The sequence below is a fragment of the Paraburkholderia acidisoli genome, from assembly GCF_009789675.1.
GTDB classification, from domain to species: domain Bacteria; phylum Pseudomonadota; class Gammaproteobacteria; order Burkholderiales; family Burkholderiaceae; genus Paraburkholderia; species Paraburkholderia acidisoli.
The window spans coordinates 976,122-989,278 of the sequence record NZ_CP046914.1 but is presented as its reverse complement, the minus strand read 5'-3'; the positions used below and the strand labels follow the sequence as shown (position 1 = coordinate 989,278).

The 13,157-nt window shown below is 65.7% G+C and carries 12 protein-coding genes; 11 read left to right on the top strand and 1 reads right to left on the bottom strand.

Annotated features, from left to right (window positions below; all coding sequences use genetic code 11):
* Window positions 1-6: 6 nt before the first annotated feature.
* The 4 genes from FAZ98_RS18540 (at window position 7) to FAZ98_RS18525 (ending at window position 2,770) form a co-directional block, all read left to right on the top strand.
* On the top strand, window positions 7-753 hold the full coding sequence (locus FAZ98_RS18540; protein ID WP_233272734.1) for a methyl-accepting chemotaxis protein: 747 nt from the start codon (window positions 7-9) through the stop codon (window positions 751-753).
* Complete coding sequence (locus FAZ98_RS18535; protein WP_158952752.1) at window positions 750-1,280, top strand: hypothetical protein; 531 nt, start codon at window positions 750-752, stop codon at window positions 1,278-1,280. Before FAZ98_RS18540 ends, FAZ98_RS18535 begins: the two co-directional genes overlap by 4 nt.
* Window positions 1,281-1,336: 56 nt before the next feature.
* Window positions 1,337-2,323, top strand: a complete 987-nt coding sequence (locus FAZ98_RS18530) for a chemotaxis protein CheX (RefSeq protein ID WP_158952751.1) — start codon at window positions 1,337-1,339, stop codon at window positions 2,321-2,323.
* 81 nt (window positions 2,324-2,404) lie between these two features.
* Window positions 2,405-2,770 carry a response regulator gene (locus tag FAZ98_RS18525; RefSeq protein WP_158952750.1) on the top strand — a complete coding sequence of 122 codons (366 nt, stop codon included), beginning with the start codon at window positions 2,405-2,407 and terminating at the stop codon, window positions 2,768-2,770.
* Window positions 2,771-2,862: 92 nt separating this feature from the next.
* On the opposite strand, the gene FAZ98_RS18520 is transcribed toward FAZ98_RS18525, so the two are convergent.
* Window positions 2,863-5,205 (bottom strand): FdhF/YdeP family oxidoreductase, encoded by a 2,343-nt coding sequence (locus FAZ98_RS18520; protein WP_158952749.1) that lies wholly within the window; start codon window positions 5,203-5,205, stop codon window positions 2,863-2,865.
* 177 nt (window positions 5,206-5,382) lie between these two features.
* Here FAZ98_RS18520 and FAZ98_RS18515 point away from each other — a divergent pair, with 177 nt between their 5' ends.
* The 7 genes from FAZ98_RS18515 (at window position 5,383) to FAZ98_RS18485 (ending at window position 13,116) form a co-directional block, all read left to right on the top strand.
* Complete coding sequence (locus FAZ98_RS18515; RefSeq protein ID WP_158952748.1) at window positions 5,383-6,846, top strand: aminotransferase-like domain-containing protein; 1,464 nt, start codon at window positions 5,383-5,385, stop codon at window positions 6,844-6,846.
* 11 nt (window positions 6,847-6,857) lie between these two features.
* Complete coding sequence (locus FAZ98_RS18510) at window positions 6,858-7,244, top strand: helix-turn-helix domain-containing protein (RefSeq protein ID WP_158952747.1); 387 nt, start codon at window positions 6,858-6,860, stop codon at window positions 7,242-7,244.
* 67 nt (window positions 7,245-7,311) lie between these two features.
* Window positions 7,312-8,265: a LysR family transcriptional regulator gene (locus tag FAZ98_RS18505; RefSeq protein ID WP_158952746.1), complete on the top strand. Its 954-nt coding sequence runs from the start codon at window positions 7,312-7,314 to the stop codon at window positions 8,263-8,265.
* 101 nt (window positions 8,266-8,366) lie between these two features.
* Window positions 8,367-8,822, top strand: coding sequence for a MarR family winged helix-turn-helix transcriptional regulator (locus FAZ98_RS18500; RefSeq protein ID WP_158954035.1), 456 nt, complete (start codon window positions 8,367-8,369; stop codon window positions 8,820-8,822).
* Window positions 8,823-8,894: 72 nt separating this feature from the next.
* A complete protein-coding gene (locus FAZ98_RS18495; RefSeq protein WP_158952745.1) occupies window positions 8,895-9,986 on the top strand; it encodes an HlyD family secretion protein in 1,092 nt (363 codons plus the stop codon).
* A 122-nt stretch (window positions 9,987-10,108) separates the two neighbouring features.
* A complete protein-coding gene (locus tag FAZ98_RS18490; RefSeq protein ID WP_233272830.1) occupies window positions 10,109-11,614 on the top strand; it encodes a DHA2 family efflux MFS transporter permease subunit in 1,506 nt (501 codons plus the stop codon).
* Window positions 11,615-11,685: 71 nt separating this feature from the next.
* Window positions 11,686-13,116 carry an efflux transporter outer membrane subunit gene (locus FAZ98_RS18485; protein ID WP_158954033.1) on the top strand — a complete coding sequence of 477 codons (1,431 nt, stop codon included), beginning with the start codon at window positions 11,686-11,688 and terminating at the stop codon, window positions 13,114-13,116.
* The last annotated feature ends 41 nt before the right edge of the window (window positions 13,117-13,157 follow it).

Below are 13,157 nucleotides of genomic sequence, written 5' to 3'. Positions count from 1 at the left end.
GTTGCCGTGGTTTTACCGTACTTGATGGGAGGCGTGGCCGGCGCCGTGCTGGCCGCGATCGTCGCGTTCGTGCTGAGCCGCCGCGCGCAGGGCGCGTCGCGCGACACGTTGCTCGCGCAACAATCGGCGCACGCCGAAGCGCTCGCGGACGCCGAGGCGCTGGCGGCCGGGCAGCACGAAGCGGCGGCGCAGCAGCAGGCCGCGTTCGACGCGCAGATCGACTCTTTGCGCGCCGAACTCGCGCAGCGCCGCTCCGTGGCCGACGCGCTCGAGGCGGCGCTCGCGAGCGAACGCCAGCGCGGCGACGACGCCATGAGCCGCGTTGCGCATATCGCGAGCGAGGCGGGCCGCCTCAAGCTGATGTCGTCCACGTTCGAGCGCTGGCACGAGCAGATGATCTCGCTGATGGCGCAGAACCAGGACATGCACCGCAAGAATCAGGAGCTGTCCGCCATCGTGAGCCACGTGCTGATCGTCTCGCTCAACGCGTCGATCGAAGCGGCGCGCGCGGGCGCGGCCGGGCGCGGCTTCTCGATCGTGGCGGGTGAAGTGCGCACGCTGGCAACGCGCTCGCAGGAACTCTCGAAGAGCTATCGCGACAGCCTCAACCGCAACGATTTGATCACCGCCTCGACGTTCCAGGACATCCAGGCGGGCGGCAAGATGATCGCGGCCTCGCTCGCGAGCGTGGAAGCCGCCTCGACGCAACTGTACGCGCAACTCGAAACGTCGCGCGCCGGAGCGCCGGCATGATCGGCGACCACGCGAAAGACAGCTTTCAGCGGATCTTTACGGCCGCTGCACGCACGCGTCTGGTCGCGCAGGAAGGGCAGTCGTGTGAAGTCGTACCGCGCGCGAGCGACGAACCGCAGGGCGAGAACCTGGTCATCCTGACTATTTCGTCGATGCAGTTTCGCCTGATCGTCGCGTTGCATTTCGAGGACGACGAACGCACGCGGCGCTATTACGTCGGCGACGCCTCGCGCGCGCTCACCGAATGCTTCATGGAGTACGGCAATCTCTGTTGCGGCGCGATGAATCAGCAACTGGTCGAGCATTTTCCCGACCTCGGCATGTCCACGCCGTATGCGCTCGGCAGCGCGTGTTTGCCGTATCTGCGCGAATTGCAGCCCGACTATGTGCAGTCGTTCTCGCTCACGCTCGACTACGACGTGAAGCTCGGCGCGACGCTCTGTGTCTGCACGCAAACGCCGCTCGATTTCGTGGTCTCCGCAACGATGGAAACGCAGGACATGGGCGGCGAGCTGGAACTCTTCTAAGCAGTTCGCCAGCACTCTCAGCAACACATTCAGCAGCACATCAGCAGAAAGGAACCATGAACGCGAACAAGACGGTCAGCAAGCTGTTGCTGCTCGAAAGCGACGAGGCGCGCGCGCAAGCCATCGCGCGCCTGTGCGAACAACATCATTGCGTGTGCGTGCCGGTGCGCCGCGACGCGCTTGCCGCCGAACTCAAGACGCACTACGACCTGGGCGGCGTGCTGCTCGGCGAGGACTTCGGCGGCTCGCACGAAGCGGCGGCGGCCGTGGCCGTGGCGCTCCAGGCGGAACGCCCCGAACTGCCGATCGTGCTGCGTCTTTCGGCCGGCACGAACAGCGACGACCTGCCGGAGACGCTGCGCGACGCTTCGCGCGCGAGCTGGTGCGACGCCGACGATGCCTCGCTCCTGACGGCGCTCGACGCGCAGGTGTTTTCGCACGATTATCCGGACCCGCTCGTCGACGGCATCACCGACATGACGTTCGGGCGTCTGCGCGGCCTGTTCCCCGATCTCGACGTGAACTGGGACGCGCCGAGCGTGGTGCGCGACCGCATCATCTTCGGCGAAGTGCTCACGCTGATCCCGATCGAAACGATGTGGTGCCGCGGCTGGCTGCTGATGCAGACCGAAGAGGCGCCGCTCATCGAACTGTTGCCGGCACGGCCGGGCCGCGACGAAAGCAGCGACTTCCGCGATGTCAACGGCGTGCTCGGCGAACTCACGAATCTCGTGTGGGGCGCGTTCCGCAATCGCTATCTCGGCAACGCGAACGGCACGAGCGAAGCGGGCACGACGCGCGCGCAGGTGCAGGTGCCGCTGCTCATCAACCATCGCCGGCACTATCTGTCGTTCGGCTCGGACAATCCGCAGCTGTGCATCAAGTACCGGCTCACGTGCCCGAACACGGGCCGCGAAGTCGTGATCGATCAGCGCTTCGTGTTCAGCCTCGGCTGGTCGCGCGAAGGCTTCGACGAAACGGCCGCGCAAGCCGCCGCCGCCGCGGTGGAAGAGCAGGAAAGCGGCGAACTCGAACTATTTTGACCCGTTGGTTCGACCCGACGGTTTTGACCCAAACGTTTTGACCCAAAGTGCGCCGTAACGGGCGTGAAGGAGAAGCACAACATGGCAAAGATTCTGGTGGTGGACGATTCGAGCACGGTTCGCGACGAAGTGGCCGGCTTTCTGCGCAAGAACGGCCTCGAAGTCGATACGGCCGTGGACGGCAAGGACGGCCTCGCGAAGCTGAAGGCGAACCCCGGCGTGAAGCTCGTGGTGAGCGACGTGAACATGCCGAACATGGACGGCCTCACGATGGTCGAAAAGATCCGCAGCGAACTCTCGAACACGGCCGTGAACGTGGTCATGCTGACGACGGAAAGCAGCCCGGCGATGAAGGAACGCGGCAAGGCAGCGGGCGTGCGCGGCTGGATCGTGAAGCCCTTCAAGGGCGAAGCAGTGCTCGAAACGTTCCGCAAGCTCGCGAGCTAAAGCGGTCGCGATGCCCGCATGAAAAAAGCCTCGGCGTGGTGAACGCCGAGGCTTTTTTTATCGCGCTCGAACCGGGTGAGCGCGACCGAACCTTATGCCGCGATGGCGTGGGCTTCCGTGTCTGCGCCCAGCGTGGCCGATTTCGCCGGGCTCAGCAGCACGGGAATCGACTTCGACGTGGGCGTGCCCGCACCGTCGGCGACGGACGAAAGCGGCACGAGCGGATTCGTTTCCGGGTAGTACGCGCCAAGGCAGCCACGCGGAATGTCGTACTCCACGAGCATGAAGTCTTCCACGTGGCGCACCACGCCGTCGTCCCACACGCTCGTGATGTCCACGTGCTGGCCCGGCTCGAAGCCGAGCATCGTCAGGTCTTCGCGGTTCGCGAACAGCACGCGGCGCAGGCCGTACACGCCGCGATAGCGGTCGTCGAGACCGTAGATCGTGGTGTTGTACTGATCGTGCGAACGCGTGGTCATGAGCGTCATGAGCTTCTGGCCGTGTTCGGCGCGCGCGCGGTGGATCGGCGTGTCGAGCGCGATGCCGTGCACGACGAATTGCGCCTTGCCGCTGGGCGTTTTCCACACGCGGTCGCGCGAGGCCACGCCCAGATGAAAGCCGCCCGGCTTCTTCAGGCGCTCGTTGTAGTTCTGGAAACCGTCGAACACCTGCTCGATGCCGTCGCGAATCTTCGCGTAGTCGGAAGCCAGATCGAGCCAGTCGACCTTGTCGCTGCCGAGTGTGGCGTGCGCCATGCGCGCGACGATAGCGATTTCCGAAAGCAGATTGGCCGATGCCGGGCGATTCATGCCGTACGAGATGTGCACCATGCTCATCGAGTCTTCCACGGTCACGCCTTGCGCCACGCCGTTCTGCGTGTCGATTTCGGTGCGGCCGAGCGTGGGCAGAATCAGCGCGTCCTGGCCGTGAATCAGGTGGCTGCGGTTGAGCTTGGTGGTCACGTGCACGGTGAGCGCGCACGAGCGCATCGCGTCGAAGGTGCGCGGCGTGTCGGGCGTGGCGATCGCGAAGTTGCCGCCCAGACCGATGAACACCTTCACGTGGCCTTCGAGCATCGCGTGAATGGTCTCGACCACGTCGTAGCCGTGTTCGCGCGGCGGCTCGAAATCGTAGGCCTTCGCGAGACGGTCGAGAAACGCCTGGGTGGGCTTTTCCTCGATGCCGACCGTGCGGTCGCCCTGCACGTTCGAATGGCCGCGCACCGGGCACAGGCCCGCGCCGCGACGGCCGATATTGCCGCGCATCATCATCAGATTCGAGAGCAGCTGGATCGTGGCCACCGAATTCTTGTGCTGCGTGATGCCCATGCCCCACGTCGAAATGACGGCCTTGCCCTTCACGTAGATGTCGGCGAGCTTGAGGATTTCGTCGACGGCCAGGCCCGCTTCGGCCACGATCGTCGACCACGATTCGGCGCGCAGGTCGGCGGCGAAGGCGTCGAAATTCACCGTGTGTTCGGCGATGAAGCCAACGTCGAGAATGCGTTCCGTGCCTTGCGCGAGCGCTTCGTCGTCGAGCTCGATCACGCGCTTGGCCACGCCCTTGATGAGCGCGAAGTCGCCGCCCACGCGCGGGCGGATGAACACCGAGCTGATCTGCACGCCCTTCGGCGAAAGCATGTCGAGCGTGTGCTGCGGGCTCGCGAAACGTTCGAGGCCGCGCTCCTTGAGCGGATTGATCGAGACGATGGTCGCGCCGCGCTTCGCGCATTCGCGCAGCTCGCCCAGCATGCGCGGGTGATTCGTCGCCGGATTCTGGCCGAAGATCAAGAGCGTGTCGGCGTGTTCGAAGTCGTCGAGCGTGACCGTGCCCTTGCCGATGCCGACCGTGCCCGGCAAGCCGCGGCTGGTGGCTTCGTGGCACATGTTCGAGCAGTCGGGGAAGTTGTTGGTGCCGTACATGCGCACGAACAGCTGGTACAGGAACGCGGCTTCGTTGCTCGCGCGGCCCGAGGTGTAGAACGCGGCGCGGTTCGGATCGTCGAGCGCCTTGAGGTGCTTCGCGATCAGTTCGAACGCGGCGTTCCAGTCGATCGGCACGTAACGGTCCTGCGCGGCGTCGTAGACCATGGGGTCGGTGAGACGGCCGTGCTGTTCCAGTTCGTAGTCCGATTGCGCCATCAGTTCGCTGACCGTGTGCGCCGCGAAGAAGTCCGGCGTCACGCGCTTGCTGGTTGCTTCCGCCGCCACGGCCTTGACGCCGTTTTCGCAGAATTCGAACGTCGAGGCGTGCTCGCGGTCGGGCCACGCGCAGCCGGGGCAGTCGAAGCCATTGGGCTGGTTCTGCTTGAGCAGCATGCGGTAGTCGCCGCCCGTCACCTTTTCCTTGATGAGGTTGATGGCGACCTGCTTGAGCGCGCCCCAGCCTGCGGCGGGGTGGTGATACGGCTCGATGCGACCTTGCGGCTTCTTCATGGTGCGATTCAGTGCGTTAGGCGAGGGCGGTCTGCCCGATGACCCAAGGCTACTGTGTTCCTGCTGCGCCGGAGATCACAGAAAAACCGAAAAGCAAGGAGTACAGTTGCGGCGATTTGTCTTAGACTGCGGGTTTTGGCCTGCCGCTTTTCGCCGCGCACCGTGACCGTCTCGCCCGTGACCCGCTACGAACAACTCGCCGACGATATCGAGGCCGCCGTGCAGCGCGGCGTGTTCGGTCCCGGCGAGCGCGTTCTTTCGGTGCGGCGGGCGAGCCAGCAGCACGGCGTGAGCATCAAGACCGTGTTGCACGCGTATGCGCTGCTGGAAAGCCGCGGCGTGATCGAATCGCGGCCGCAGTCGGGCTATTTCGTGAAGGCGCGCAGCGTGGCGGCCGCGCCACCGGGCCGCCAAACCGCCGCCGATGCGCGCGCGGCCGGTGCGCTCAAGCCGCGCCGCGCGGGCGTGTCGAAGGCGCCCGCGCCGGCTTCCGTCGACGTGAGCCGGCTGGTGCTTTCCACGCTGCGCAGCATTGGCGCGCAGGACGCGGTGCCGCTCGGCTCGCCGTATCCCGACCCGGCGCTGTTCCCCTGGCGGCGCATCAATCAGTACGCGAACGCCATTGCGCGGCGCCACGCGAGCTGGAATCTCATCGACGATCTGCCGCCCGGCAATCCCGAACTGATTCGCCAGATCGCGCGGCGTTACGCCGAAAACGGCGTGAGCGTCGATCCCGAGGAAATCGTCGTGACCGTGGGCGCGACCGAGGCCATCAACCTGAGCCTGCAGGCGGTGGCGAAGCCGGGCGACACGGTGGCGGTGGAGTCGCCCACGTACTACGCGATGCTGCACGCGATCGAGCGTCTCGGCATGCGGGCGATCGAAGTGCCCACGCATGCGGGCACCGGCATCGACCTCGACGCGCTCGAACGCGTGCTCGCGCAGCAGAAGGTGGCCGCGTGCATGGTGATGCCGAACTTCCAGAATCCGCTCGGCTTTCGCATGCCCGACCTGAACAAGGCGCGGCTCGTGGCGCTTGCCGAGGCGCACGACTTGCCGGTGATCGAAAACGACGTGTACCAGGAGCTGTATTTCGGCGAGACGCGGCCGTCCTCGCTCAAGCAGTTCGACACGCGCGGGCTCGTGCTGCATTGCGCGTCGTTTTCCAAGAGTTTGTCGGCGTCGTATCGGATTGGCTGGGCGTTGCCGGGGCGGTATCGCGCGCAGGTCGAGAAGCTCAAGTTCCTCAACACGCTCACCACGCCTTCGGTGCCGCAAGTCGCGCTCGCCGACTACCTGCGGCACGACGGTTATGATCGGCATTTGCGGCGCGTGCGGCGCTTCTACCGGCAGCAAGCGCGGCTCATGCGCGCCATGGTCGAGCGCTTCTTTCCGGCGGGCACGCGCAGCTCGGAACCGCAAGGCGGCTACGTGCTGTGGGTGGAATTGCCGCCGCGCGTGGATTCGATGCGGCTCTATCAGGCGGCGCTCGCGCAGGGCATCACCATCGGGCCGGGTTATATGTTCTCGATGCGCAATGAGTATCACCATTACATCCGCCTCAATTACAGCTACCCATGGACCGCGCAGACCGAAGCGGCGCTCAGGACGCTCGGCGAGCTGGTCGCGAAAATGGCGTGAGGAGACAGACGATGAACGACGAAGCGAACGACGGCCCAGACGATCGGGAAGATCAGGGCGACGAGAGCGATCAGGGTGTCGATCCGGTGCTGGTGGCCGTGCTCGAACAGCTTTGGCGCGCCGAACGCGAAGCCCGCACCGGCGACGAACGCGCGCGCCGCGCGTGGTCGCTCGCCAAGCTCTCGAAGCAATCCGGCGTACCGATGAGCGGATTACGCAGACAATTGACGGCGCTCGTGGACAGCGGTCTCGTGGTCACGACGTTCGCCGAGGACGGCAGCGGCTCGGCCAGTCTTTCCGAAGACGGTAGGACGTTTTGCGCGGAAGTGTTTGGCGAAGGCGACGAAGGCGGTGAGGGCGGCACCCGTGGCGGCGAGGGCAGCCCGCGCGAAAACTAGGCGCGCCAGGCAAGCCGGCTCGCAAACCCGTAAGCTACGCGAGCCAACCCGACTTCTCGCCAAGGCCATGGACTATATCGACAGCTTGCGGATCTTCCGCTCCGTCGTCGAGGCGCGCAGCTTCACGCGCGCCGCCGACATGCACAGCCTCACCACGCCCGTCGTGTCGCGCGCCATCGCGCGGCTCGAAAAGCGCCTGAACAGCCGCCTGTTTCATCGCAGCACGCGCGCGGTCTCGCTCACCGAAGCGGCCGAGCGTTTCTACGAAGGCTGTTGCCGCGTGCTCGACGATCTCGACGCGCTCGAAGCCGACGCCACCGTGCAAACGCGCGAGGCGAACGGCGTGTTGCGCCTCGTCGCGCACACCACGGCCACCGTGAACCGGCTCGTGCCGCTCATCGCGAGCTTCAAGCGCGCGCATCCCAAGGTCAATCTCGACGTCATGCTCACCGAGCGTCCCGTCGATCTGATCGCGGACGGTTACGATCTCGGCCTCGTGCTGCCGTTCATGCTCAACAACGATTCGACCGTCACGCGCCTGCTCGAGCGCATTCCGCTCACGCTCGTGACCACGCCCGCGTATCTCGCCGCGCGCGGCACGCCGCACCATCCTGCCGATCTCGCCGAGCACGCGTTCGTGCCCATGCCGCCGTCCATCCGCAAGCCCAACCTGGCGTTTCGCGTGGGCGACGAAGAAGTGATCGTGCCCATGCGCCACGACATCGCTTCGAACAATCCCGAGTTCAACCGGGCGATGGTGCTGGAGGGCTTCGGTATCGGCATTCTGCCCACGGCGCTGGTGCATCAGGACCTGAAAAGCGGCGCGCTCGTCACGCTGCTCGACGACTTTCCGATCGTCGACATGTACATCGAGATTCGCCTCGCCTACACCACGCGCACGCTATTGCCCGCGAAAGTGCGCGCGTTCATCGACCACGCCACCTCGTTTTTCGACGATGTCACTCACGACGCGGCCAATGACGCGAGCCACGGCGCGCCCCTCGCAGCGAAGGCGAAATGAAAGTTTCGCTGCGCCCGAGCGGCCATTGTTGTCGGCGCGACCATAATCTGATGTCGGGTCTGACCATTGTCTTGCGCGATTGCGCGCTCTAATCTGTGCATATGCACAATGACGCGTCAACCCTGCTCGACTCAACCGTCGATCAATCGCCCGAACACGACGACTGTTTCGCCGTGCGCCAGGCGGCGCGTCATCTGTCGCAGCTTTACGAGCGTCATCTGAGCGCGGTCGGCCTCACGCCCACGCAGTTCAGCATTCTCGGCGAACTGGGGCGCATGTCCAGCCTGACGATGGCGGAACTCGCGCGGTCGATGGTGATGGAACGCACCACGCTCGTGCGCGCGCTGCGGCCGCTGTTGCGCGCGGCGCTGGTGACCGACACGCCGCACGACCGCGAGCGGCGCCGCCGTCTCGCGCTCACGCCGGCGGGCCGCGCGCGGCTCCACGCCGCGCACGTGCATTGGCGCGCCGCGCAGGACGAGTTCGAGCATCGCTTCGGCGCGCAGCGCGCGGCGTGGCTGCGGCGCGAGTTGTTTCGCATCACGCGCGCGGTTTAGCTTCAAGGGTTGCGTCGCGTGTTTTCGCGGCGTTTTTTCATCTTCAGCAGTGTATATGCACAGGTAAACGACATGTCGAGTCCTTCCACTCCCGTTACGGGCGAGCCGGCCAAGGCGCAAGCCCGCACGCGCACGTCGCGCATGCGTCTCGCGCTTGGCGCGGTCGTGCTGGTGCTGGCGGCCGCCGCCGGCTACTGGTATCTGGTGCTGCGCTTCATCGAAAGCACCGACGACGCCTATGTGGGCGGCAACGTCACCGTGATGGCGCCGCGCGTGAGCGGCTTCGTCTCCGACATTCTCGTGCAGGACAACCAGCGCGTGCACGCGGGCCAGGTGCTGCTGCGTCTCGACGCGCGCGACTACGACGCGAAGCTCGCACAGGCGAATGCCGAAGTCGCGAGCGCGCGGGCCGCCGTGGACGAACTCGAGGCGCGTCAGTCGCTGCAACAGGCGGTCATCAATCAGAGCCAGGCCGAAGTGCGCGCGTCGAACGCGGAACTCACGCGCAGCGGCGAAGACCAGACGCGGTATCGCGCGCTCGTGAAAGACGACGCGGTGTCGAATCAACTGGTCGAACGCGCCGACGCCGACTACGCGAAAGCGCAGGCTTCGGTGGCGAAGAGCGGCGCCTCGGTGCTGGCGGCGCAGCGTCAGCTCGCGGTGCTGGCCGCGCAGATCGGCGACGCCCAGGCGCGTGTGCAAACGGCGCAGGCGAACCAGCGTCTCGCGCAACTCAACGTGGAATACACCACGCTGACGGCGCCCGTCGACGGTTATATCGGCAATCGCACGGCGCGCGTGGGCATGCTCGCGAACGTGGGCGTGCCGCTGCTGACCGTGGTGCCGGACGCGGGCCTGTGGGTGGACGCGAACTTCAAGGAAGACCAGCTCAGGAAGATGCATGCGGGCGATCGCGCCGACGTGGAACTCGACGCGTCGAGCGGCACACTGCACGGCACGGTGGAAAGCCTCGCGCCGGCCACGGGCGCGACGTTCAGCGTGCTGCCGCCCGAGAACGCCACCGGCAACTTCACGAAGATCGTGCAGCGCGTGCCCGTGCGGATCCGCCTCGACGTGCCGCAGGGCAGCGAGCACGCGCTGCGTCCGGGTCTCTCCGCGTACGTGAAGGTGCATCTCGCGAGCGCGCAAGACGCCGCGCATTGAGGAGTACTGCGATGAACGCCACGACCCCTGCCGTCGCGCCGAAAGCGCCCCACGAGGCGCACGATCCCACGCTGGCGCCGCACGAGCAGCCGCTCGCGCAACGTGCCTTCGCATTCGCGCTGATGTGCATCGGCTTTTTCATGGCCACGCTCGATATCCAGATTGTCGCTTCTTCGTTGCGCGATATCGGCGGCGGCCTTTCCGCGAGCCAGGACGAACTCTCGTGGGTGCAGACCGCGTATCTGATCGCCGAAATCATGGTGATTCCGATGTCGGGCTGGCTCTCGAAAGTGTTCTCCACGCGCTGGCTGTTCGTGGCCTCGGCCGTGGGCTTCACGGCCACGAGCATGCTGTGCGGTCTCGCGTGGGACATCAACTCGATGATCGCGTTTCGCGCGCTGCAAGGCGCGTTGGGCGCGGCAATGATTCCCACGGTGTTTACGACCGCATTCGTGCTGTTTCCCGGCAAGCAACGCCTGATCGCCGCCACGACCATCGGCGCGCTCGCCTCGCTCGCGCCCACGCTCGGCCCCGTGATCGGCGGCTGGATCACGGACCAGTGGTCGTGGCACTGGCTGTTCTATCTGAACCTCGTGCCCGGTATTGCCGTGGCCGTGCTCGTGCCGAAGTACGTGCATATCGACAAGCCCGATCTCGCGCTGCTCAAACGCGGCGACTATCTCGGCATCGCGCTCATGTGCCTGTTTCTCGGCTGCCTCGAATACGTGCTGGAAGAAGGGCCGCGTAAAAACTGGTTCGGAGATTCCGTCATCATTGCGTGTACGTGGATCTCGGCGATCAGCGGCTTTCTTTTCATCGTGCACGCGCTCACGGCGAAAGAAGCCATCGTCGATTTGCGTGCGCTGAGCGTGCGTAACTTCGGCATCGGCAGTTTGCTGTCGTTCGTCACCGGCATCGGCATTTTCGTGGCCGTGTATCTCACGCCGCTGTTTCTCGCGGAAGTGCGCGGCTATAGCTCGCTGCAAATCGGTTTGTCGCTGCTTTCGGTGGGCGCGTTCCAGCTGATGTCGATTGGCGCTTACGCCTACTGCACGCGGCACTTCAGCATGCGGTCGCTGATGCTGTTCGGCCTCGTGCTGTTCGGGCTCGGCTGTTATCTGTACGTGCCGCTCACGCACGACTGGGGCTGGCAGCAGTTCCTCCTGCCGCAGGCGCTGCGCGGTATCGGCCAGCAGTTCGCCATTCCGCCGATCGTGACGATGTCGCTGGGTTCGCTGCCGCCCGCGCGGCTCAAGTCCGCGAGCGGCTTGTTCAATCTGATGCGGAACCTCGGCGGTGCGATCGGCATTGCCGTGAGCGCGACCATGCTCAACGACCGCCTCAACTTTCATTACCTGCGCCTGAACGAGCACATTTCCGCGGGCGTGCCGCAAGTGCAGGGCTTGCTCGCGGGCAGCACGGCGCACTGGAACGCGGTGGCCGGCGACGCGCTCGACACCACGCAGGCGGGACTCGCGCAACTGCACGCGCTGGTCCTGCGCGAGGCGCTCGTCATGACGTTCTCCGACACGTTCTTCATGCTCTCGCTGTGTTTCGTGGTCGCCATTGCCTGCGTGGCGTTTTCGCGGCCCATCACGATGGGCGGTCCGTCGCCCGACGCCCATTGAGTTCTTTGCCGAGGTTTTCTATGTCATCCGCTGAACGCTCGCGCTCGCTGTCGAGCCTTTCCATCCAGCCGCTGCGCGCGATGCTCACGGTGCTCGCCGCGGCGGCACTGGCCGCGTGCGCGCTCGGCCCGGCGCAACACGCCGATCTGCCCGCCACGGTGCAACAGACAGCGCCCGCGGCATGGCGGATCGACGCGCCGCAAAATGCCGTCGATGCGCGTACGTGGTGGGCGCAATTCAACGATCCGACGCTCGATGCGCTGCTCGCTTCGGTATTCGACGGCAACCTCGACTTGCAGGCCGCCGCCGAACGCGTGAAGCAGGCGCAGTCGATCACCACGCAAAAGCACGCGGTGCTGCTGCCGCAACTCGACTTCAAGGCGCAAGGCGCGTATGCGCGGCAAAACACGCCGCCGCCGCTCGGCTACGTGAAGCAGGCGGGCGCGGGACTCGCGCTCAGCTGGGCTCCCGACGTGTTTGGCGGCGAGCGGCTCGACCTGCTGGCGGCGCAGGCGAATCTCGTGGGCCAGCAGCATGCGCTCGATGCGGTGCGCCTCGCGCTCGCGGCGGACACGGCTTCGGCGTACGTCGATTTGCGGTGGGCCCAGGCGGAACTGAAAATTCTTCAGGACAACCTGGAGATCCGCAAACACACCTTGACGCTCACCCAGGATAGGCTGAAATACGGGCTTTCCACGCAACTCGACGTCACGCGCGCGCAGACGCAGTTGAGCGAATTGCAGGCACGCCTGCCGCGCGCGCAATCGAGCATCGACCATCAACTGAACCTGATCGCCGTGTACACGGGCCGCACGCCGGAAGCAGTCGCGCAACTCGCGCTCGCGCGGGCCGCGTCCATTCCCGTCGCGCCTTCGAACGTGCCGCAACTGCTGCCCTCGGAAGCGCTGCTGCGCCGCCCCGACGTGCAGGCCGCCTACGCAACGGTGCAGCAGCGCGCGGCCGAAGTGGGCGTGGCGCGCGCCGAGCGTTATCCGAAGTTCTCGCTCAACTTGAGCGACGGCGTGCTCGCCGCCTCGTATCTCGGCATGCCTGCACTTACCGACAATCTGTTCAGCGCGGCGCTCGGCGCAACCAGCCCGATCTTCAACGCGGGCCGTATCACCGCCGACATCGATCAGAGCGAAAGCCGCATGCGCGAATCGCAGCTGAAGTTGCAGCAGACGATGTTGCAGGCGCTGCGCGAAGTGGAGGACAGCCGCAGCGATCTCGTGAGCGCGGGCGACCAGACGCAGCAGCTAACCGACGCGGTGACGTCTTCCGCACAATCGCTCAAGCTCGCGAATCAGCTCTACAAGGGCGGCGCCACCGACTTTCTCGATGTGCTCAGCGCGCAGCAAACCTGGCTCGCCGACGAAGACCTGCTCAACGACGCGCGCCGCGAACACGCGCTCGCGGCGGTTGCGTTGTATCGCTCGCTGGGCGGCGGCTGGAGCCAGAGCGGCGACGTGATCGCCTCGCGCGAACCGGCTGCGGCCATGTGAGCACGCTTCAATTGACGCGGTCATGGACGCGGCAAGCGACG